Source organism: Dyadobacter pollutisoli (genome assembly GCF_026625565.1).
Taxonomy (GTDB): domain Bacteria; phylum Bacteroidota; class Bacteroidia; order Cytophagales; family Spirosomataceae; genus Dyadobacter; species Dyadobacter pollutisoli.
On sequence record NZ_CP112998.1, the window covers coordinates 3,165,998 to 3,188,529 of the forward strand.

Annotated in this window: 23 protein-coding genes; 6 read left to right on the forward strand and 17 right to left on the reverse strand. The window is 47.6% G+C overall.

Translation table 11 applies throughout. The annotated features are described in order from the left end of the window. The 11 genes from nuoI to ON006_RS12985 form a co-directional block, all read right to left on the reverse strand. A complete protein-coding gene (nuoI, locus tag ON006_RS12935) occupies window positions 1-516 on the reverse strand; it encodes an NADH-quinone oxidoreductase subunit NuoI (RefSeq protein ID WP_244820210.1) in 516 nt (171 codons plus the stop codon). Between the two features lie 21 nt (window positions 517-537). Further along, the gene (nuoH, locus tag ON006_RS12940; protein ID WP_244820211.1) at window positions 538-1,491 is read right to left on the reverse strand and encodes an NADH-quinone oxidoreductase subunit NuoH; all 954 of its coding nucleotides are present in this window, start codon (window positions 1,489-1,491) and stop codon (window positions 538-540) included. Beyond that, window positions 1,488-4,187: an NADH-quinone oxidoreductase subunit NuoG gene (nuoG, locus tag ON006_RS12945; protein WP_244820212.1), complete on the reverse strand. Its 2,700-nt coding sequence runs from the start codon at window positions 4,185-4,187 to the stop codon at window positions 1,488-1,490. Before nuoG ends, nuoH begins: the two co-directional genes overlap by 4 nt. Window positions 4,188-4,193: 6 nt before the next feature. Continuing rightward, window positions 4,194-5,465, reverse strand: coding sequence for an NADH-quinone oxidoreductase subunit NuoF (gene nuoF, locus ON006_RS12950; RefSeq protein ID WP_244820213.1), 1,272 nt, complete (start codon window positions 5,463-5,465; stop codon window positions 4,194-4,196). 4 nt (window positions 5,466-5,469) lie between these two features. Beyond that, window positions 5,470-5,949 (reverse strand): NADH-quinone oxidoreductase subunit NuoE, encoded by a 480-nt coding sequence (gene nuoE, locus ON006_RS12955; RefSeq protein ID WP_244820214.1) that lies wholly within the window; start codon window positions 5,947-5,949, stop codon window positions 5,470-5,472. Between the two features lie 18 nt (window positions 5,950-5,967). Beyond that, window positions 5,968-7,734 (reverse strand): NADH-quinone oxidoreductase subunit C/D, encoded by a 1,767-nt coding sequence (gene nuoC, locus ON006_RS12960; RefSeq protein ID WP_244820215.1) that lies wholly within the window; start codon window positions 7,732-7,734, stop codon window positions 5,968-5,970. Further along, window positions 7,727-8,365, reverse strand: coding sequence for an NADH-quinone oxidoreductase subunit NuoB (gene nuoB, locus ON006_RS12965; protein WP_255772866.1), 639 nt, complete (start codon window positions 8,363-8,365; stop codon window positions 7,727-7,729). The genes nuoC and nuoB overlap by 8 nt, the downstream gene beginning before the upstream one ends. Next, window positions 8,362-8,796 (reverse strand): NADH-quinone oxidoreductase subunit A, encoded by a 435-nt coding sequence (locus ON006_RS12970; protein WP_244820216.1) that lies wholly within the window; start codon window positions 8,794-8,796, stop codon window positions 8,362-8,364. The genes nuoB and ON006_RS12970 overlap by 4 nt, the downstream gene beginning before the upstream one ends. Before the next feature lie 94 nt (window positions 8,797-8,890). Beyond that, window positions 8,891-9,322, reverse strand: a complete 432-nt coding sequence (locus tag ON006_RS12975) for a CBS domain-containing protein (RefSeq protein WP_244820217.1) — start codon at window positions 9,320-9,322, stop codon at window positions 8,891-8,893. 200 nt (window positions 9,323-9,522) lie between these two features. Then, window positions 9,523-10,437 (reverse strand): helix-turn-helix domain-containing protein, encoded by a 915-nt coding sequence (locus tag ON006_RS12980; protein WP_244820218.1) that lies wholly within the window; start codon window positions 10,435-10,437, stop codon window positions 9,523-9,525. Between the two features lie 46 nt (window positions 10,438-10,483). Beyond that, window positions 10,484-11,224, reverse strand: coding sequence for an SDR family oxidoreductase (locus ON006_RS12985; RefSeq protein WP_244820219.1), 741 nt, complete (start codon window positions 11,222-11,224; stop codon window positions 10,484-10,486). Window positions 11,225-11,393: 169 nt separating this feature from the next. Here ON006_RS12985 and ON006_RS12990 point away from each other — a divergent pair, with 169 nt between their 5' ends. From ON006_RS12990 to ON006_RS13000, 3 genes are all read left to right on the forward strand, one after another. Continuing rightward, a complete protein-coding gene (locus ON006_RS12990) occupies window positions 11,394-12,302 on the forward strand; it encodes a hypothetical protein (RefSeq protein ID WP_244820220.1) in 909 nt (302 codons plus the stop codon). A gap of 108 nt (window positions 12,303-12,410) precedes the next feature. Then, window positions 12,411-13,382, forward strand: a complete 972-nt coding sequence (locus tag ON006_RS12995) for an aldo/keto reductase (RefSeq protein ID WP_244820221.1) — start codon at window positions 12,411-12,413, stop codon at window positions 13,380-13,382. A 55-nt stretch (window positions 13,383-13,437) separates the two neighbouring features. Beyond that, entirely contained in the window at window positions 13,438-14,250 is an 813-nt protein-coding gene (locus ON006_RS13000) for a helix-turn-helix domain-containing protein (protein WP_244820222.1), read from the forward strand. Window positions 14,251-14,263: 13 nt separating this feature from the next. On the opposite strand, the gene ON006_RS13005 is transcribed toward ON006_RS13000, so the two are convergent. Further along, entirely contained in the window at window positions 14,264-15,607 is a 1,344-nt protein-coding gene (locus ON006_RS13005) for a Gfo/Idh/MocA family oxidoreductase (protein ID WP_244820223.1), read from the reverse strand. 227 nt (window positions 15,608-15,834) lie between these two features. Here ON006_RS13005 and ON006_RS13010 point away from each other — a divergent pair, with 227 nt between their 5' ends. The 3 genes from ON006_RS13010 to ON006_RS13020 all read left to right on the forward strand — a co-directional run bounded on the left by ON006_RS13010 (window position 15,835) and on the right by ON006_RS13020 (window position 17,340). Then, window positions 15,835-16,230, forward strand: coding sequence for a hypothetical protein (locus ON006_RS13010; RefSeq protein ID WP_244820224.1), 396 nt, complete (start codon window positions 15,835-15,837; stop codon window positions 16,228-16,230). Further along, window positions 16,154-16,432: a helix-turn-helix transcriptional regulator gene (locus ON006_RS13015; RefSeq protein ID WP_267609982.1), complete on the forward strand. Its 279-nt coding sequence runs from the start codon at window positions 16,154-16,156 to the stop codon at window positions 16,430-16,432. The genes ON006_RS13010 and ON006_RS13015 overlap by 77 nt, the downstream gene beginning before the upstream one ends. A gap of 71 nt (window positions 16,433-16,503) precedes the next feature. Then, window positions 16,504-17,340 carry a glycosyltransferase family 2 protein gene (locus ON006_RS13020; protein WP_244820226.1) on the forward strand — a complete coding sequence of 279 codons (837 nt, stop codon included), beginning with the start codon at window positions 16,504-16,506 and terminating at the stop codon, window positions 17,338-17,340. Between the two features lie 17 nt (window positions 17,341-17,357). Here ON006_RS13020 and ON006_RS13025 read toward each other — a convergent pair whose 3' ends face one another. The 5 genes from ON006_RS13025 to mnmH are packed head-to-tail and all read right to left on the reverse strand — an operon-like array spanning window position 17,358 to window position 22,070. Continuing rightward, on the reverse strand, window positions 17,358-18,887 hold the full coding sequence (locus ON006_RS13025) for a SulP family inorganic anion transporter (RefSeq protein WP_244820227.1): 1,530 nt from the start codon (window positions 18,885-18,887) through the stop codon (window positions 17,358-17,360). A gap of 59 nt (window positions 18,888-18,946) precedes the next feature. Next, the gene (locus tag ON006_RS13030; protein WP_244820228.1) at window positions 18,947-19,468 is read right to left on the reverse strand and encodes a TlpA family protein disulfide reductase; all 522 of its coding nucleotides are present in this window, start codon (window positions 19,466-19,468) and stop codon (window positions 18,947-18,949) included. 11 nt (window positions 19,469-19,479) lie between these two features. Beyond that, on the reverse strand, window positions 19,480-19,920 hold the full coding sequence (locus ON006_RS13035) for a rhodanese-like domain-containing protein (protein ID WP_244820229.1): 441 nt from the start codon (window positions 19,918-19,920) through the stop codon (window positions 19,480-19,482). Window positions 19,921-19,978: 58 nt separating this feature from the next. After that, window positions 19,979-21,022 (reverse strand): selenide, water dikinase SelD, encoded by a 1,044-nt coding sequence (gene selD, locus ON006_RS13040; RefSeq protein ID WP_244820230.1) that lies wholly within the window; start codon window positions 21,020-21,022, stop codon window positions 19,979-19,981. Window positions 21,023-21,026: 4 nt separating this feature from the next. Further along, window positions 21,027-22,070 carry a tRNA 2-selenouridine(34) synthase MnmH gene (mnmH, locus tag ON006_RS13045; RefSeq protein WP_244820231.1) on the reverse strand — a complete coding sequence of 348 codons (1,044 nt, stop codon included), beginning with the start codon at window positions 22,068-22,070 and terminating at the stop codon, window positions 21,027-21,029. Window positions 22,071-22,532 lie beyond the last annotated feature (462 nt).

Below are 22,532 nucleotides of genomic sequence, written 5' to 3' on the forward strand. Positions count from 1 at the left end.
CTATGGCAATAAACTGCGTACATCCACTGGCGGCTCCTCGTTCTCTCCTTCTCCCTTGCCTTTCACTCCGGCGGCCAGGCCGGCTACCTTGTAATAATTATATCCGGGATACTTCCCTTCGCTATTGATGAGCAGGTCTTCTTTTTCATATACCAGATTCTGCCGGTCATATTCTCCCATTTCAAAGTCGGGAATAAGCTGTATGGCATAAGTTGGGCAGGCCTCTTCACAGTAGCCGCAGAATATGCATCTTGAAAAATTGATCCTGAAAAACTCAGGGTACCTTCTGCCATTCTCATCCTCGGTAGCCTGCAGGGAAATGCAGTCGACCGGGCAGGCCGCCGCGCACAGGTAACAGCCTACGCAACGCTCGCCCATATCGGGGTCGCGGGTGAGCACAATCCGTCCCCGCCAGCGAGGGTGCAGCACCACTTTTTCTTCGGGGTATTGAATGGTCTCCCGTTTTCTGAACATATGCAGAAAAGTCAACCACATTGTTCTTATTAAACTGATCATGATGCTGCGGGTTAGATAATGTTAGCCTTTCAGTAATGCAAAAGCACCGGTTATTAACAAATTCAGAAGCGCGATAGGCAGGATGATTTTCCAGCCATATTCCATTAACTGATCATACCTCGGCCTGGGAAGCGATGCCCGCAGGAGTATGAAAAGCACGATGAAGACAAAAGTTTTCAATGCAAACCAAACAATCGGCGGCAGGAATGGGCCCAGCCAGCCGCCAAAAAAGATAGTAACCACCATGGCCGATACCAGCGTAATGCCCAGGTATTCACCAATGAAGAACATTCCAAATTTCATACCGGAATATTCGGAGTGAAACCCTGCCACCAGCTCGCTTTCAGCTTCGGGTATATCGAAGGGTAACCGGTGCGTTTCGGCAATTCCGGCGATCAGGAACAGCACAAAACCAACCGGTTGCGTCACGACAAACCAAAGGTCTTTTTGCGCCATTACAATGTCCGTCAGCCGGAATGAACCCGAAAGCATCACCACACCCATCAGAGAAAGACCCATAAAAACTTCGTAACTGATCATCTGGGATGCGCCACGCAAGGCACCCAGCAATGAATATTTGTTATTGGAAGCCCACCCGCCCAGCACAATGCTGTACACACCTAGCGACGACATAGCCAGAAAAAAGAGCAGTCCTACATTCAAATCGGCAACCAGGATGCCGGGAGCGAAAGGAATAATCACAAAGCTCAGCAGCACGGCGGCGGCAACGATCGTCGGCGCAATGACAAAAATAGTTTTCTCAGCAAACGGAGGTATCCAGTCTTCCTTAAAGAACAGCTTGATCGTGTCCGCCGCGACAATCAGCAACCCGAATGGTCCCGCGCGGTTAGGTCCGTAGCGGTCCTGCCACAATGCGAGCATGCGACGTTCCAGCCAGATGAGCCAGGCAGCGATGGTAGTCAGCGTGAAGAGCATGACGACGATCATCAGTAGATAGCGGAATACCTCATTCATGATATCGTTTTGGTTAAAATCCCTTTGGCAGGCCAGATAATACCATGCATGGAAGGAAGGTTATAAGGCATCGCGGCCAATCCCTCAGGCAATGCATCTTTTCTGACGACCGGCAAGTCATAACCCTGACCACCGATCTGCACATGTAAAATTTCTCCTTCGCCCACATTCAAACGCTCCGCATCGGTACGGCCCAGCATAATGTATGGCTTGGCCGAACGGCTGGTGATCGAAGGTGAATACACGCTCAGTTCGTCGGAGCCAAAAATATGCGGTAACGATACAATGACTGTCTCTCCTTTGTGCGGCTTAAAAGCGGTGGGGATATTGTCCTGAAAACCGGCCTTCGAAACCAGCCCTTCCCTAAACAGCCGAACACCCGGATCGCCGCCATGCAACGGGCCACCTACTTCTATCTGGTACTTATTAATGGATTGAACCGAATTCCAGCCCGGTGACCAGTAAAAAGGGATCAACGGCGCAGGAGGAATACCGCGGTAGCCTTCCATGGTAAAAGAAAATGGCGAATCGGTGTCTTCGGGCGGCTTGGGCTCACTAACGGCCACATTCGCAAGCATGGAAGTACGGCCGCTGAACCGGTGCGGCTCCCGGGGTATGCGCTGACCGTTAATGCGGAAATCGGAAGGAGGCGCTACGGTTTCGACCCCGCTGAACTGCGGCATAGCGGTAACCAGTTCCTCCATCAGGTTGTCAAGCTCATTGAGATCTTCCGGCTTGGTACCATTCCGAAACTGCCTGAATTCATCCAGCCAGCGCCAGCTTTCCCTGATGTTTTGATTTTTGGGCATAAAAACCTGAAAAAATCGTTGTGCCCGTCCTTCATTATTGATCAGCGTACCCTCGCCTTCCGCAAAAGTAGCCGCAGGGATCAGTATGGTCGCCTTGCCTGTTGTTTCATTATGAAGGTGATCGAGGACGATGATGTTTTTAAATTCACTTAGAAAATGATCAACATCTTGCTTTGGACTCCTTCGGTACAAATCGTTTTCGAGGATAATGACCGTATCAGCTACCTCATTTTCCATGGCCCGGGTCAGGGAGGGAGCCTGCATCATACCCAGTCCCGCTGAATTACATTCGGGCACTACAAAACACAAGCCCGCTTTCTTATGCTCCATTTCCAATGCCAGTGCAATGTTATAAGCGGCTTTGATGATATCTTCATTGAAAAGCGTGGTGCCCGAAACGATCAGCGGTCTTTCGGCTTTTTCCAAAATATCCGCGACATGTTTCGCTATTTCCAGAGTCTGATCATTCATCCCTTTGGGTATGGGGGCAGTGTTGTTCAGATAATCGGCAATAGCAAAACCGAAGCGGGCAATGTCATCCGGTGCCACATGAAAGGTCTCAGTTGCAACCTCGTCGAGTTTGGTTTCAATAGGATAAGCAATAAAAAGCTCTCCTTTTTTATCCTGGATCAGCTCACGCAATGCAGCATCGTGCCAGGTAGGAATGTTGATCGATGCCGCATCTTCCAATGGTTTTTGCCTCACCGCCTGCCGTAATGCCAGCGCAAGCCTCGGAGCGGAATTGGTCGGATCTTCCCCCAGGACCAGTACCACGTCGGCCTGCTCTATTTCTTTCAGTGATGGTGTGTGTACCCGTCCGCAGTTCAAAACTTCGAGTACGGTATGGGTCAGGCGGGTCTCATTTTCGGGGATACCCTGGTAAAAATGCTGTTTTCCAACCAGTTGGCGCAATGCAAAGTTTGCTTCCAGCGAAGCCCTCGGCGAACCTATCCCAATCATTTTCCCGCCGAGCAAAACTGCCGCCAGGCTATTGAATAAATTCTGTTTGTCGCCTACGTCGGCCATTTCGCCCCGGACTATAGGTCGCTGTACTCTGGTAACATTATTAACAAACTCGTAGCCAAACCGGCCCCGGTCACATATAAAGTACCCGTTCACTTCACTATTGAACCGGCTCGTGATCTGCCGCAGTTCGCCATACCGCTCGCCGGCAATGATATTGCAGCCCAAACTGCAATGCTGGCAAATGGAGGGCGCCATGGTCATGTCCCATTTACGGGTGTAATGTTCTTTCAGGGTTTTATCGGTAAAAACCCCGGTTGGACATATCTCGGCAAGGTTACCGCTGAATTCGTTTTCGAGTACACCGTCGCTTTCCCTTCCAAAGTAAACGTGATCGTGGGCAGCAAAAACATCCAGGTCCTTTCCGCCAGCATAATCTTTGTAAAACCGCACACAGCGATAACACTGAATGCAGCGGTTCATTTCATGATTAATAAATGGCCCCAGGTACTGATTTTTGTAAGTACGTTTGGGAAATTTGAAACGGCGGTAAGCATGCCCGGTCATCACCGTCATATCCTGCAAGTGGCAGGAGCCGCCCTCATCGCACACGGCGCAATCGTGAGGGTGATTGGTCATGAGCCATTCCACATTCTGTGAGCGAAAATCCTTGGCAACGGGATCATCCACCGACACATACATATTGTCACGAATGCCTTCCATGCAAGCCATCACCAACCGTCCGCTGGTATCGTTTTCGTCTTTAAAAAGCTTGACGGCACATTGGCGGCAGGCCCCAACGGAACCCATGGCGGGATGCCAGCAAAAATACGGCAGGTTAAGACCCAGCGTGAGGCATGTTTCGAGCAGGTTTTTGCCCTGTTTTACCTCATAAGGCTTTTTATCAATATAAATAAGTGCCATAATGATTTACCGCCAGGGGCATTTTTTTTGGTTAATGTGCTTTTCAAAATCCTCTCTGAAATATTTCAGCGCACTTTGCAATGGTTCCATCGCGCCAGGTGCCAGCGCGCAAAAGGTATTGCCTGGTCCGAGAAAGCGTGTGTGCATGTCGAGCAGCTGCAAGTCTTCCAATCTTCCCTCTCCGCGTTCGATGGAAAGCAGTATTTTCTCCGTCCAGGGTAGCCCTTCCCGGCAGGGCGTACACCAGCCGCACGACTCCTGCGCAAAGAAATGTTCGAGGTTATGCACGAAGCCTACCGGGCAGGTATGGTCGTCCAGAATGATCATCGTACCAGTCCCCAGCCTGCTTCCCGCCGCAGCTACCGACTTAAAATCCAGCTTCACATCCAGGTGCTCCTTCACCAAAAAATCGGTGGACGCACCTCCTGGCAAAGCACCCCGGAACCCATATCCATTGGCCATTCCTCCGGCATGTACCTCGATCAGCTCACGCATCGTAACGCCCATCGGTAATTCCCAGAGACCCGGTCTTTTGACCCGCCCGCTGATGCCATAGATCTTCGTTCCCGCGTCGCTTCCGCCACCCAAGCTTTTGAACCAGTCCGGGCCATTGTTAATGATATGCGGGATATTGCAGAACGTTTCCACATTATTGACAATGGTAGGCTTGCCAAACAGGCCACTTATTTGCGGAAAGGGAGGCTTGGTCCGGGGCGTTGCCCTTTTTCCTTCCAATGCATTGAGCAGCGCGGTTTCTTCACCACAGATATAGCGGCCTACACCTGTATGCAGGTACATTTCAAGGTTGTAACCCGTACCCAATATGTTCTTTCCGAGATAGCCTGCCGCATACGCCTCATCGATCGCATGCCGGAGCAGCCTGGCTGCTTTTTTGTAAGCCCAGCGTAAAAAGATGTAGGATATATTGGCCTGAATGGCGAATGCGGAAATGATCATACCTTCTATCAGCTGGTGCGGGTTGCCCTCCATCAGCATTCTGTCTTTGAAAGTCCCAGGCTCCATTTCATCTGCATTGCAGATCAGATACTTAATGGGATGATCGCCCGTCATGGGCACAAAGCTCCATTTCATCCCGGTGTTAAAACCCGCGCCTCCCCTGCCCTTCAGGTCCGATTCCTGCACTGTTTTGGTAATATCCGCCGGCCCCATGGCTGTGAGCGCTTTCCGCAAAGCCTGGTATCCACCCGTCTTCTCATAATCGCTGAGATTATAAGGCGGGCGGTCAAAGCTGATATGTCGGGTTAGCGGTGTTTCCATGTTGTCAGTGGTATCCGTCCAAAATTTCATCGAGCCTGGCCTCGGTCAGGTCCCTGAATAGTTCATTGTTAATCATCAGTGCGGGGGCACGGTCGCAGGTTCCCAGGCAGGCGTTGGGCAGGAGCGTAAAACGGCCGTCAGGCGTGGTTTCACCGAAACCAATGTGCAGCCTGTCACGGAGATAGCCATAAATTTTTTCATAACCCATCACATAGCAACTGATACTGTCACACAGCAGGATAACATTCCTGCCGACGGGTTGCCTAAAAACAAGGTTATAGAATGTCGCCACGCTATCAAGCTCGTCCGGTGAAATTTCCAAATGTCCCGCAATGGCGCGCAGGCTCTCATCCGAGACCCATCCGCGATGTTGCTGCACGATCTTCAATGCCTCGATAGCCGCTGCCTTGCGGAAAGGTACCAGCGCGATCTCGTGGTCAATTTCAGTAATTTCTTCGGCTGTGAGTGTTTCCAGGGTGGTCATGATCGGATCTTTTCATGGTTATCTGTCAATATCTGCCAGAACATAATCAATGCTTCCCAGGATCGACAACAGGTCGGCGACTGTGTAACCCTTACTGATATACGGCAGCATCTGCATATGGGGAAACGACGGGGTACGGATCCTCACCCGGTAGGCCGAAGTGCTTCCGTCACTGGTCAGGTAATAGCTGTTCGCCCCTTTGGTGGCTTCAATGCAGCTCATCGCTTCTCCCGGCGGTATCACCGGCCCCCAGCTCACATTCAGAAAGTGGGTGATGAGCGTTTCAATGTCCTGCATGGTATTTTTCTTCAATGGCGGGGTGGTGAGGGGATGATCCGACTTATAAGAACCTTCGGGCATATTTTGAAGGCATTGTTCGATAATGCGCAGGCTCTGCCGCATTTCCTCCACCCGGATCACCGCGCGGTCGTAACAATCCCCATTTTTAGCCGTGGGAATGTCAAAATCGAAATTTTCGTAACCCGAGTAGGGTTGTTTTTTTCTAAAATCCCATTCATATCCGCAGGCTCTCAGGCCCGGACCGGTTACCCCCCACTCAATGGCTTCTTCCAATGTGTAAATACCAATACCGACCGTACGGCCGCGAAAAATGCTGTTACGCATCACCATCTGGTCATATTCACGCAGCTGTTTCGGGAAATAAGCGACAAAATCGCGCACCAGTTTATCCCACCCCACAGGCAAATCCTGGGCTACGCCTCCAATGCGGAACCAGTTGGGATGCATCCTTGCGCCACAGATCGCTTCTACAATGTCAAAGATTTTCTCACGGTCGGTAAACATATAGAATACTGGCGAAAGCTGTCCGAGATCTTGTGCAAAAGTGCCATACCAGACCAAATGGCTGGCAATGCGAAAAAATTCACACAACATCACGCGTATCACCTCTACCCGTGGGGGAACCTGGATACCTGCCAGCTTTTCAACGGCCAGCAGATAGGCAAGGTTATTCATCACGCCGCCCAGGTAGTCAACCCGGTCGGTATAGGGTATATAGGTGTGCCAGGACTGTCTTTCGCCCATTTTTTCGGCTCCGCGGTGATGGAAACCAATGTCCGGGACTGCGTCAACAATATCTTCGCCATCCAACTGAAGAATGATCCGAAGTACCCCATGTGTACCCGGATGCTGCGGCCCAAGATTCAGGAACATGAAATCTGCATCAGCGCTGTGCCTTTTCAAACCCCAGTCTTCCGGGTTAAACTGCAAAGCTTCCTGCTCCATTGCCTGCTTTTCATCCCAAAGCCGGAACGGTCCCATTTCAGTTGCTCTCGCCGGATGTTCTTTTCTCAGCGGGTGACCATTCCAAGTTAACGGCATGAGTATACGACGCAGGTTCGGATGCCCTTCAAACCGGATACCGAACATATCGAATACTTCTCTTTCATACCAATTGGCATTTTTCCAAAGAGACGAAATCGAGGCTATGGAAGGGTATTCTCCGTGCAATGCTACTTTCAGCCGGATAAATCGGTTGCGCCCGAAGGATAGTAAATGATACACAACCGTAAAATCGGGAGGAACAGAACCGTTCATCCCCACTTTGGCCCGGTTGCGCTCGTCAATGGCGCTGAGGTCATAGAGCATATTGAACGGGCTGCGGATCTTCGTTTTGAGATGCGTCAGCACCGCTACAATCTCCTCTTTTTTAACCCATAAGGTGGTGACCTCATCCACTGAGGTACGCTTTTTGAAAGTTGCTTCGCCAAACTCAGCAAGCAGTTCATCTTCCAGGCTTGAATCGATATCCTTGCTATCAAACATTGTCAGGCGTACGGAAATCTATGATTTTCGCTCTTTCTTCTCTTTTTTCAACGCGCATCACCGGCTTTTCGGGCCTGATGACGCCCTGGGGACCAATAGCCCAGCTCAATGGCCGCTGTTCCTTTCCAACCGAGTCGGCCAGGAGCATTAGTCCTTGCATAAAAGCATCCGGCCGCGGTGGGCAACCGGGGACATACACGTCCACGGGGAGGAATTTATCCACGCCCTGCACCACGCTGTAAATGTCATACATACCTCCGGAATTGGCACAAGAGCCCATGGAAATCACCCACTTAGGCTCCATCATCTGATCGTGAAGCCTTTTAATGATCGGGGCCATTTTCACAAAAACAGTCCCGGCGATCACCATGACGTCGGCCTCGCGGGGAGTTCCCCTGATAACCTCCGCACCAAAACGTGCCACATCATATTTGCTGGTAAGGCTGGTGGCCATTTCCACAAAGCAACAGGAAAGACCGAAGTGGAAAGGCCACATGGAGTTTTTACGGCCCCATGCGAGCAAATCCTGAACGGTCGTAAGCATAATGCTTTGCGCTACTGACTCTTCGAATGAACTAGTTCCCTGCGTGGTGACGGCAGGCTCGGACGGTTTGCTAAGCCACCATTTCATATTGCAGGATCTTTAAAGGGTAATTTACGATATGCTTTCAGGATTTTTTTTCCGTCGGGACCAAAATTCAGCGCGCCTATACTCCATTCATAAATCAGAACAGCAAATAACAGCCCTATAAAAACACAAATGCTGAGGTAACCCGGCCATCCAAGTTCATGGAAAGCCAAAGCCCACAGCACAATAAATACCACTTCAATGTCAAAAATGACGAACATCATGGCCACAAGATAAAACTGTGCCGAGAACCGCAGCCTCGCAGAACCGGTTTCAAGAATGCCCGATTCATACGGCTGGTCCGAAGCCCCGCCCTGATGACGTTGTCCTAAAAAGTAAGAAAGCGAAATGATCAGTGTTAATAATGCAAAAACCAGTAAAGTATAGACCACAAACGGCCATCCTGGCGTACCAGACGCATTTAAACCCTCCATAAGCAATTCGATGTTAGAAAACGATAACAGAAAAAAACTGTCTTTTCTTAAAATAACGTGATGCGAAAATGAAAATCCGGGGTGTCGAAGCTGTTTAAATGCCCGTGATATAATGTTTCAGGTTCCCGATGATGTACTCTTGATCTTCGATGATGTACTTCACAACATCACCAATCGAGATGATGCCCATGAGTTGTTCGTCGTCGATAACCGGCAGGTGCCTGATAAATTTGTCCGTCATAAAGGACATACAATCTTCGATGGTAGTATCAGATGATACCGTCAGGGGATTCATCGTCATGATTTCCCTGACCCTTAGTTCTTTGGAGGCCTTTCCTCTCAGGATAACTTTACGTGCGTAATCTCTTTCCGTGAAGATTCCAACGACCCTCTGGTGCTCCATTACGAGGAGCGCGCCGATGTTTTTTTCAGCCATCAGTTCCAGAGCTTCAAAAACAGTGTTATCCGGGCAAATCGATACCGGACCTGTCTTTTTTGTTTCGAGAATGTTTCTGACTTTTCCCATAATTAACCCCCTTCTCCTAATAGATACAGCGATAAATTGGTTAATATAAAACTAGTATTTTTTTTAAGAAAAAGCTAATATTCTAATATTTTTTTGTATTTTATCTTCGAGCATCTTCTACACGTGAAGTCGATGCCTAAACTGGAAATATTTACCTCCTAAAACCGTAATGAATGCATCCGGCATCCCAGGAATTTTGTTTACCCAGCACGAAGCCCCAGTCGGAATGCAGCAGGCGACAATCCTGTTTTTTGCTTAAATAACTTATTGAATGATTGCGGGTGCTCGAAGCCGAGATTGTAAGCAACCTCTGCCGTGGTTAATGCATTGCTGCCCAACATTTCTTTTGATTTTTCAATGATCCAAAGATGAATATGTTGCTGGGTTGTCTGGCCTGTCAAAGATTTAAGCATATCCGACAAATAACGCTGGGACAATTCTAATTGATCCGCAATTTCCTGTGTGGTCGGTAATCCGCTGATCAACGCCTGTTCCTTTTTAAACCGATCGGTCAAATATGCGTTCACCTGATCAATTACATCATGATGAACGACATTCCTTGTCAGAAACTGGCGGTTATAAAAACGATTGCAATGATTAAGCAGCAATTCAATCTGCGATACGAGCACGCTTTGACTGAAACTATCAATGTTATTTTTCAGCTCAATGTCAATGGATTCAAAAAGAAAGCCGATTATTTGTTTTTCTTTTTCAGAAAGAAACAATGCTTCGGACACCCGGTAAGAGAAAAAACCATACTGATGAATACTTTTCGCCAGCGGGTACCGGAAGAGTAAATCGGGATGAAAAAACAATGCGTACCCTTCATGCTGCTCTTCATCGGCGGATAGCTCGACCATCTGGTTCGGGCCAACGAAAGCCAGTCCGCCTTCCTTAAAGTCATAAGTACCCGGCCCATATTTTGCTTTGCCGACGAAACTTGTTTTGAATGCTACTTTGTAAAAACGGAGCAAATACCGGCGTCCGGCATCTTTCAAATTTGGCCTGACCTGATCATAGTTAACCAAAGCGATATGCGGATGCAATGGCTTGGGTAGGTCCAACCGCTGCATTAACTCGGAAATTGTCTCAAAAAACACAGGTTCAGTCATCATATCGGCCACATTTCTTTGCTACTCGCGAAGCTATATTATTATTCAATTAATCCTGAGCTGTTGGCCGGATAACAATATCTCCTACATCCACATTGTCAGGCTGTTCAATCGCGTAGGCTACGGCTCGGGCAATCGCATCCGCCGGGATAGCGATCTCGTCCGCTTTCTGTTGGATCGCCTTTCTCATATCATCGTTTTTGATATTACTGACGAATTCTGTGTCAACAAGGCCCGGCGAGATGCCCGTAACACGCCAGCGTCCCCCAGACTCCTGCCTCAATGCTTCGCTGATCGTTCGTACTGCATTTTTTGTGCCTGCATAAACACCCATTGACGGAACAATTTTGATCCCGGCAGTTGATATAATATTAATAATGTGCCCTGATCCCTGCGTTTTGAAAATGGGCAACGCAGCCGCTACTCCGTAAAGAACGCCTTTGAGGTTAACATCTATCATTTGTTCCCAACCCGCTACATCCAGTTCTTCCATGCGGTGAAGTTGGCTGATGCCGGCATTGTTGATCATTACATCCAACCTGCCAAATTCAGTCACAGCCAACTCCGCAAGTTTGGCAACCTCTTCCCTATTGGTAACATCCATTTTCAAGTAAACCGCCTCTCCGCCATTTTGTTTTATGCGTTCTGAAATGGCGGCGAGCAAATCCGTCCTGCGCGCTCCCAGCACAACCTTTGCGCCACGTTGCGCAAGTAGTTCCGCCATAGCTTGTCCCATACCGCTGCTGGCTCCCGTAATGACTACTACTTTTCCTTTGATTCCGTTTTCCATATCATGTTAAAATTTTGATTTGCAAAACTCGCTCAGGACTTTTAGAGAAATGTATCCATGATTGTTAAATGTGTAGCCAAAACCGCAAGTATATGTGCTAGATTACAATTACTTATATATTGGTATCTTATTCTGAACTCTGATACTTTCACGTAATCCATTACCTGTTATGAATCGTTTACGAGCTGTATTTGCCCTGATGGTTATTGCTACTGGTTCGTTATTTGCGCAAACCGCGATACCGGCAGCGTCCATGTATTTGAACCAGAGCCGGCCCGGTATGACACCCAAGGTGTTCGCCCCGGATCGGGTGTCCCTAAAAGATCACTATGAATACGGTTCGGTATTTTCGAATGATGGTAAGGAATTCTACTACGCCGTCATCATCAATAGCAAACCGCAGATTCGGTGCATACGGTTTGAAAAAAATGCCTGGACTGCGCCAAAAATCATCATTGCCAGCGAAAAATATGAATATAATGACCCCTTCCTGTCGCCCGATGGAAAGCGGTTGTATTTTATTTCGGACCGGTCGGCCAATGGGCAAGGTCAGAAAAAAGACTTTGACATCTGGTATATCGAACGGAAGCAAGATGGCTGGTCCGACGTCCCGATTAACGCCGGGCCAGCCATCAATTCAGAAAAGAACGAGTACTATATGTCGTTTACGAAAAATGGTACCATGTATTTTTCATCGAATGGAGGTACCAGCGCCGCTACCGACAAGAACTATGATATCCGATCGTCCGCGTATTCCAAAGGCAAATTTCAGGCTTTCAGGAAATTGTCAGGTAATGTCAACACGGAAAATTACGAGGCCGACGTATTTGTATCACCTGATGAGCAATATGTCATCTTCTGCGCCGAGCGCCCCGAGGGGTTAGGGGCTGGTGATTTATACATCAGCTTCAAAAGCAAAACCGGTGAGTGGCAAAAAGCAAAAAATATGGGCAGTATCATCAATACCGGCGGTTACGAATTCTGTCCGTTTGTAACCAGCGACGGCAAATACCTCTTTTTTTCCAGGGACGGTGATATTTTTTGGGTAAAAGCAGAGGTTATCGAGACGCTACGATGAATGGCTCGCCGGAGTGATCCATACAAGCAAGTTATTTGAGCCGTGGGCGAAAATAGGCAACGGAGGGCAGCCCCCATCTTTGTATCGTTAATTCACAAAAAAATAGCGATGACAACGATAGCAAAAATAAACCTCGGCAAAAATGGCCGGCTTGTTTCTAAACTTGGCTTAGGCTGCATGCGAATGTCTTCCGTATGGGGAGGCCCAACCAATGATGAAAGCGAAAGCATATCGACTATTCAAATGGCGTTGGACAACGGCATCAACTTTTTGAATACCGGGGATTTTTACGGTGCCGGCCACAACGAACTACTGGTAGGCAAGGCCATCAAAGGCCGTAGAGACGACGCATTTATAAGCGTCAAATTCGGGGCAATTTTTTACAATGGTCAATGGCTTGGGCTGGACCTGCGCCCCGTAGCAATTAAAAACTTTGTTAACTATTCGCTAACCCGCCTGGGCATAGAGACAATTGACCTTTATCAACCATGCAGACTCGATGATAGTGTTCCAATGGAAGACGTGATCGGAACTGTCGCGGACCTCATTAAGGAAGGCAAGGTGCGTTACCTGGGTGTGTCTGAAATTACGGCGGACCAGCTGCGCAAGGCCAACAGCATACATCCGGTATCGGCATTAGAGATAGCCTACTCATTGGCCGATCGCCAGATTGAGAGTGACCTGCTTCCCACAGCAAAAGAACTCGGCGTCGGAGTTGTGGCATTTGCCAATACCGCCGAAGGATTGCTCACCGGTGAGACCAAAGCGCCCCTTCCGGCAAGCGACCATCGCAATCATTTTTCGCGTTTCAAAGGCGATAACTTGGTCAAAAACCTCGAAAAAGTAGAAGTGTTAAAGCAAATGGCCGAAGAAAAAGGATATACGCCGACACAGCTGGCAATCGCCTGGGTGAATGCACAAGGCGAGCATATTATGCCATTGGTAAGCATGAGCCGGAGATCGAGGCTTCCTGAAAACATAGAGGCCATGGCGATCGAATTTACTGCTGATGAAATGAATGCGCTCCAAACACAGTTTGCGCCTGGCGCAATACTGGGCGGCACTTACCTGCAGCGATAACAAGTTAAACTAGTGCGGGGCTACATTTAAACCCCGCATTTTATATCTTTACAAGGTGACAAATCCAACTGAAATCATCCCCGGGCTCCTTTTCTTCTCCTATTACTCAACTATTAGAAAGGAGAAAGTAGCATTTCTCGAACACCATAAACTGGTGTTGCAGGTTTCAGGGCAGTTTTCTTTTGCAACGGCCACTGAAAAAATCTCGATGGGCAGCGGTCAGATGTTGCTGATACAAAAAAATCAGTTGGGAGAGCTCACCAAAATCCCTTTGGAAGAAGAGTATTATCAAACCATTGTGATAAGCCTGCAGGAAGACCTGCTCAGGCAGATCGCATTGGAAGAGCAAATTGAGACAGGAAAACGGTACACAGGTCCACGCAACATCCTTATCCCCGGCAACGATTTTCTTCAGGCTTTTTTCCAGTCGATCATTCCCTATGTCCGTCACCCGGAAGAACAGATAACAAATTCGATGGGCATACTCAAAGTAAAGGAAGCAGTTCACCTGCTCCTTCACACGAAACCCGAACTGCAGGAATTCCTATTTGATTTTTCGGAGCCCTATAAAATGGATTTGGAAAAATTCATGCTTCACAATTATCACTATAATATTCCGATTGAAAAGTTTGCTCACCTAACTGGCAGGAGCCTGGCGGGATTCAAACGGGATTTCCAGAAGACATTCGGTATGGCGCCCCGGCATTGGCTACAAGAAAGGAGGCTGGTAGAAGCCCGGCACCTGATCGAAACCAAGAACAAGAAACCATCAGCCATTTACCTCGATCTGGGATTTGAGAGCCTCTCGCATTTTTCTCATTCTTTCAAAAGAAAATTCGGCAAGACTCCGACAGAATGGGCAGTTTAGCCTGTTAAGCACATTAAACAGTTGGCTTCCAACCGTTTTCATATTCCCTCGACCACAATTTCTGCGCGTCCTTGTCTCCAATGATGTGACCGTTTTGCGGATCGATTTTCAGGTCCCGGCCTACACGCCAGGCGATATTGCCCAGTTGCATGGATAGTACACTTTTATACCCCAGTTCCACATCACAGTTTGGCCGGCGGTTGCTTTTGATCGCATCCAGGAAATCGGCTACGTGCAGGCTGTCCATACCCAGGCTAGGGCTGGCCGTGTTGCGTCCCTGTACGTCTGCTTTTTCCTGAGATTTCACCTCCTTTACCAGCTTTCCGTCCAGGTCGTACACGGTATATTCGTCGCCGCCGGTATCCAGGCTTCCGTTTTCGCCGTAGAAAATAATACCTCTGTCCTGACCTTCAATTTTACGTCCATTCGAGCTTCTCGATTCCCATACCAGCGATACACGATTTGGAAAATCCATTGCAACGATTTGCGTATCAGGCGTTTCCCAGTCGTCTTTAAACTCATATCTGCCACCAATGGAGCTTACACGCGTCGGAAAATCCACGCCAAGTCCCCAGCGGGCCACATCCACCTCGTGCGTGCCATTGTTCAACGCCTCGCCAGTTCCCCAGTGCCAGAACCAGTGCCAGTCGTAGTGGATAAGTCCCTCTTTGTAAGGCATTCTGGGTGCAGGCCCCTGCCATAGTTCATAGTCCAGCCAGGATGGTACCGTGCCCGGTTTCAAAAATGTGGCTTTGCGTTTGTTGGTGTACCAGGTTTTGGCAAGATAAACGCGGCCAATAATCCCTTTGTGCAATTCATTGATCCCTTCCGTCAGGATCGGTGCCGAACGGCGTTGCGCGCCCATTTGCACCACCCGCTTGTATTTGCGCGCAGCTTCTACCGCCAATTCTCCCTCTCTTGGGTTGTGGCTCAAAGGTTTCTCTACATACACATGCTTTCCTGCCTGGCAGCCCATGATCGTCAGCGGCGCGTGCCAGTGATCGGGTGTTGCAATGTAGATCGCATCGATGGATTTGTCTTCCAGCACTTTGCGGCAATCTTTTTCGGATTTTGGGGTTTGTACCTGCTTGGCATCCATTACTGCTTTGATCGCTTTGGGAATCGCACGTTCATCCACATCGCAAATAGTACCTACCTCTGCATTCTTCTGGCCAGCAATCGTCGCGCCCATGCTTTTCCCACGGCTATTAACACCAATGGTGGCAATGCGTATGAGTTCGTTGGCGCCTATGATACGGTTATAACTTTTGGCACTGAACCCGAAAGCGGAACCACCGATGGTCATCCCTGCCGAGCCTGCTGCTGCTATCTTTAAAAATTCGCGTCTGTTTTGCATAACTTATAATACGATGATTTTAATGTTTTTAACGAAACCTCAGCTCCGTGCTCCTGTCAAATAAAAGTACCCACCCTCCTTTTTCTCCTTAGAAGGCAATGCATTCGCCTTTTGGCGATAATCCGGACCGCCCTATACAAACCTGCAAGCATTAAAGACTTTTTGTCAACAATACATGACATTTTGAAATGTTTACTTATCTTTGAAAAGATTAAAACAACTGACAAATGGAACAGTCCCAAAAAAGCGCAAACCTGCAATCTGTTATCTTCGCCCTCATCCACGGAGCGACCTATTTGCCGGCGGTATGGCTGCTAAAAAATCGTGAATTCAGTCAGCCTGTTTCCGTGATTATTGCCGTGGTACCCATTGCTATGTTCGCCATATTTATTTTTAAATTAATCAAAGCCTTTTCGACAATGGACGAAGTGAAGCAGCGGGTGCAACTGGAAGCCGTTGTTATTGGTTTTTCATTGACGGTAATGCTGCTGATGATCCTGTTTTTATTAAGTCTGTGTGGCATATCGAAACCCGACTGGTTTGCCTATGGGCATCTGGTGGTTTACTGCTGGCTTTTTTATTTTATTGGTTGGTTTATTTCGGGGAAAAAATACGGGGCATGAAAAATACTATAAAGGTAGAGCGCGCAAAAAAAAAAACTGGACGCAGGCCGATCTTGCAAAACATATCGGGGTATCAAGACAGGGTTTAAATTCTATCGAAACCGGAAAGTTTATCCCATCCACTTTACTTGCTTTACGGATGGCGAAAGTTTTTAATACTACTGTCGAAGTTTTATTTCAATTGGATGACGCCGAATTTTGATTATTCTGTCGCCCAAAAGCACATTATATTCGTAATTTTGGATCTTTCATCAGCAATTGAAGTAGGTAACAATGTTTTCAATCAAAGACTTATTTTCAAAATTCAGGCATTCGGTTAAGAGTCAGGAAGTCGCTCCAAAATACTATTTGTCCCTTTGTTGTATCGTTAAAGACGAAAACGATTACCTGGAAGAATGGATAAATTACCATCAAAAAATCGGAGTAGAACACTTTTTCATTTACGACAATGGCAGTAAAGTGCCCATCCGCGAATCGATAAAAGCGATTGGGTGCGCTGCCGGCATTACGGTGATCGATATCCCCGGAAAAAATATGCATGTAAAAGCCTACCAGCATTGCCTGAACAAATTTGGCAAGCAGTCTGCCTGGATAGGTTTTATTGATCTGGATGAATTTATAGTACCTAAGACGAATAATTCGAATCTGTCTGAGCTCTTGCAGGAATACGAAAGCTACGGGGGATTAGGGGTGTCCTGGCTCATCTTCGGATCTAACGGGCACATTGAGAAACAAAGCGGTCGCCAGTTAGAAAATTTCACCAAGCGCTCCGACATCAATTTTTTACCTAACACGCACATTAAAAGCATTGTACAGCCCAGATACGTCGCATCTGCGTTCAAGTCACATTGCTTCAAATACAAAGAGGGATACTTCTGTGTCAATGAGCACTTAACCCCGATCGACGGCGCAACGGCCGACCCAAGCGTAGATAAAATTCAATTGAACCATTATTATTGCCGCTCCCTGGCAGAATATCACCAAAAGATGGAGAGGGGAATCAGCGATACAAAGCGCAAACGAAAGCTGGAAGAGTTCCACTATCACAACGACGGGTCCAATCAGATTGAAGATACCACCATACTCAGGATTTTGGATAAATTCCAATAATTACTGACGGCGGACTGTCACACTACCACCCGGTAAGTTGGATCTTCAATAATGTTGACATCGATCACATCATTGGCATTTAGGAGCAGCTGACGGCAATCTGCACTCAGATGTGTCAAATGCACTCTCTTGCCCGCAGCACGATACCTGGCCGTGATCTTGTTGAGTGCCTCTATACCGGACATGTCTGCGACCCTGCTTTCAGAAAAATCAATGACAACTTCATCAGGATCTGTCAAAACATCAAACTTCTCATTAAATGCAGCTACCGAGCCGAAGAATAGCGGCCCGTAGATCCTGTAATGCTTTACACCATTTTCATCAATGGATTTATGCGCACGAATGCGCTTGGCACTTTCCCACGCAAAAACCAATGCGGAAATCACGACCCCGATCAGCACAGCCAGGGCCAGGTTGTGAAGGTATATCGTTATTGCCGCCACCAACATACCGACGAAAATATCTTGCCTCGGCATTTTGTTAATGATCCGGAAACTGGCCCATTCAAATGTCCCAATCGCAACCATGATCATGACACCGGTCAGTGCAGCCATGGGTACCATTTCAATAACAGGGGCACCAAACAGAATGATCATTAAAATCGCCAGAGATGCAATGATCCCAGATAACCTCGCCCTGGCGCCTGCGGAAAGATTAACCAGCGTTTGTGCGATCATCGGGCAGCCGCCCATTCCAAAGAAGAAACCGTTCAAAATATTGGCCGATCCCTGCGCAATACATTCCCTGTTACTATTTCCTTTCGTCGCAGTGATTTCGTCTACCAGGTTGAGGGTTAACAAGCCTTCGGTAAGCCCCACCCCTGCCATAATCAGTGCGTAAGGGAAAATAATCCGGAATGTGCCAAGATCGAGTGGCACGCTGGGTATATGAAATGGAGGAAAACCGCCACTTACCGATGCAATGTCCCGAACTGTTTTGGTATCAATGTCAAATCCAAGTACGACCATGAAAATAACGATGATCGCCACCAGCGAGGGCGGAACCGCTTTGGTTAGTTTTGGTAATAAAATAATGATGGCAATTGTCAGCAAAACCAGGCCGGCCATTGTCAAAAGTGGCATTCCGCTCAGCCAGGCAGGTTGCCCATCGACTACGACTTTAAATTGTTCAAGCTGGGACATGAATATGACCACCGCCAGACCATTCACAAAGCCGTACATAACGGGCTCCGGCACCAGGCGGATAAACTTGCCAAACTTGAATACCCCTACCAGGATCTGCACGACACCTGCCAATGCAACTGCTGCAAAAACATACTCAATGCCATGCGATTTCATCAACGCGATTAAAACAATGACCGTCGCACCGGCACCGCCGGATATCAAACCAGGCCTGCCGCCAAAAACCGAGGTAACAAGCCCCATTATAAATGCTGCATAAAGCCCCACGAGCGGAGGAAAACCCGCGAGAATAGCAAAAGAGAGCGATTCCGGCATCATAGTCATGGCAACCGTAAGGCCTGCAAGGATCTCTGTCTTATAGTCTATTTTTTGTGTAAAATCAAATAGGTTAATATAGCTCTTCATGAATAGCAGATTGTTCGCAAAACTATTAATTTGGGCACCGTCAATCTAAATGGAGCCGCTTATTTTTCTTTCAAATAGGAAGCGACAAAGTCATTCAATGCTTCACCATGTAAGTTCATGGCGATAATAACGCCTTGTTCATCCACGATGACATTGAATGGCAATGCTTCGATTTGATAATCCTTTGCGACGGGAGATGTCCAGAATTTGAGGTCGCTGACCTGCGCCCAGGGGAGATTGTATTTTCGGACTGCCTTTTTCCAGGCTTCCTTTTTGCTATCCAGAGACACGCCGAAGATTCTCAGTCCCTTCACATTACCATTTAAATGGCCGTATTTGGAATAAAGCTGCTTCAATTCCGACTGCTCCTCCATACACGGTGCACACCAGCTTGCCCAGAAATCGATTAGAACCAAATTCCCCCGAAGAGACGACAGCGCAATCGTGTCGCCCTTCAAATTTGGCACCCTGATTTCCGGTGCCACATTACCTTCTTTTATCTCAACTGGCTGGGCTCTTGCGCTGTAACATCCGATCAGCATTGCACATATGATGAAGATTTTATACTGTTTTCTGCACATTATCACGCGAATTAGTTGCTCACCGGATAGCCTTTATCTATCCAGTCGGTCTTAATATTTTTAGGAATGTTTAATAATCTTGCCTGCGTAAACCCCTGCTCTTTCAGTAATTTGAAAGCTGGCCTGACATTGGGGCATTTTGCAAATGGGCAGCATCCGCAATAGAGAACGACTTCATGGTTTTTATCGTGCTTGGACAAGATTTTCCCCAACTTCTTCAAGTTCTCTTTTTCGCTACCAGGACCAGCATCCACTGATCCTTTTATCACCGCCTGAGGCCCGATATTGATGATGATCGGCTTGACCTTATCTGACCCATTGATCTGATCAGCCAGTTCCTGGGTCGGTTTCAATTCCGCCTCCGTCCAGGGCTCAGTTACAGCCTGGGCATGAACAGCGACCGCTGAAAATATTGTTAAAGTGAAGGCTAAAATCTGAGTTACGTTTTTCATACCATTTGTTTTTTAAGTATTAAAATCTTTCAAACATTGATCCAGTCTACAATCAAGCCTATTCGACCGTGATCAGTGAACCATCATCCTGGCGGGTTAGTTTACCGAATGATATAAAATGATGCCCCAGGGCTGCAAGGTCTGCTTCAAAAGCGCCGGATTGCTCCTCCAAAACTGCCACCAATAAACCGCCACTGGTTTGAGGATCGGCCAGTACAAATTTCTGATAGTCCTTCACGTTTCCCACTTTGTGACCGTAGCTGGCCCAGTTTCGGGTAGTACCGCCCGGAAAGCATTCCTTGGCAAGATAAAAAGGAAGGGATTCAATGACAGGCACCTTATCGAATTCGATCACCGCGGAAAGTCCGCTTCCTTCGCACATTTCGGACAAATGACCCAGCAATCCAAATCCTGTCACGTCTGTCATGGCCTTCACCGCGTCCATTTTCCCGAAGATTTCTCCCAGTTTATTGAGCGTGGTCATACTATTCAATGCGATTGCCGCATCTTCTTCAAGCAGGATGCCACGTTTTTGCGCGGTTGACAAAATCCCTACACCCAATGGTTTGGTGAGGTACAACCTGCACCCTTCTGTTGCGGTTGAGTTTTGTTTCAATTGAGCCACATCTACCATTCCGGTAACGGCCAGTCCAAACACAGGTTCCGGGCAGTCAATACTATGCCCTCCGGCCAGGGTAATGCCCGCCTCCGCACACACTGCCCTTGATCCTTCGAGCACCTTTTGGGCTACTTCGGGAGGTAATTTATCAATGGGCCAGCCCAAAATTGCGATGGCGAGGACCGGCTTACCTCCCATTGCATACACATCACTGATCGCATTTGCCGAAGCGATTCGTCCAAAATCGTAGGCATCATCGACGATTGGCATAAAAAAATCCGTGGTCGAAATCAATGCTGTTCCGTTACCCAGGTCAAGTACTGCGGCGTCGTCCCGTTTGTCGTTTCCTACCAAAAGTCGCGGATCTACCTGGTGTGCTAACGGGCTGTATAATATTTTATCCAGGATAGCCGGGCTTATTTTACAGCCGCAGCCCGCTCCGTGCGAATACTGGGTCAGCTTTATATTTGAGATATCAATCATTGTTTTATGCCTGCCAGTTTACTGAAATCGTTTTTATAAAATCTAATATTCGCATTGCATTTTCTAAATGATGATCATTGTCCAGCGAGATTGAAAACAACTTATCTTTTTCTTTTTTTCCTAAACTTTTCAGATAGGTCTTATCATAATAAACCAAAACAAGCCTGATAAAATCAGCCATTCTGTCTTCTCTGATTGCAGCTATGGCATCTCTGGTTTGCACAGGGCCCAGCCGTTTGTGAATACGCTCCGTGCAGGCGATCAGAAAATCTTTGTCCAGCGATCCATAAGCTCCCACCAATTCTTCAATGCGCTGCTCCAACCCTACTTCCAGATTAACCTGCATGGCACTGGTCATCTGATACCAAAAAGGCTTGGGAACTGAAATCTTACCGATGTTGAGATTTTCGTCTTCCACCCAGGTCGGAATGTTCCGATCCAGGTCTTTCAGCTGGTCAGCCAGATTGTTTTCAAATTGTTCCTGAGTTGGCTGTACCATTTTGTTCATGGTACCATAAGATGAGCCTTGATGTTGGGCAAGATCTTCGAGATCAATTACCTGCTCGCCCATTTTGCCTAGCTCATAAAGGATCTTCGTTTTGGCCGAACCCGTCATACCTCCCAGCAGGCAAAGCTGGCGGCTTGCCCCAAACTGTTGGTGCGCCCATCTCCGGTAGCTTTTGTAGCCGCCCTGTATTAAATATACCTCGAAGCCGTACAAATCCAGCGCCCAGGCCATCGCGCCACTCCTCATTCCGCCACGCCAGCAATGTACCGCGATTTTTTTGTCAGGTGCTTTCTCAAGCGCTTCCCTGATAAATCCCGACCACTTGGAGCCGGTAAGATCGAAACCAAGCAGAATGGCCTGCTCACGACCGATTTGCTTATAAGTTGTCCCTACCAACACTCTTTCCTCATTGCTGAACAAGGGAAGATTAAAAGCCCCCGGAATATGGCCGTGCGCAAATTCGGCCGGTGTGCGTACATCGGCCAAAGGGACTGTGCCTTTCAAATCCAGAAAATCACTTACCGCTACATTTTTGATCATTATTCAATTTCTTGGCTGAAATATTGCTGAAACTTATCTCCAAACCAGTAAATCTTCCAAAGATCTTTGAATTTATTTCAACTCATGTGGTAGCGATGCGGGGTCATCGGTTGGTTCGGGCTCCTTCTGCTTGCCTGTTTTTCCAGTTAAGAAATATAGTTAGTAAGGCGAGGACTAGTAGCAGATTGCGATGAAAGGCACGTAATAACGTGGCATATTTATCATGGCTCTGCAAGCAGGTCATAAAAATAAGGGCCGGGGCTCATTACGATCCTTGTTACGGCCATCACCAGGCAAATGTGCAAACTGACAGAGAAAAGCAGGCATTACAGTTTGCCAAAGAATAGGAGCTTATTCAAATTAAAGAAACTGAATATTTATTCTGGGTAAAATTCTATACGATAGCCACTTTTTAAAGAAAAGTAGTATCGGATACAAAAAATCATTTATTCCTAAACCAAA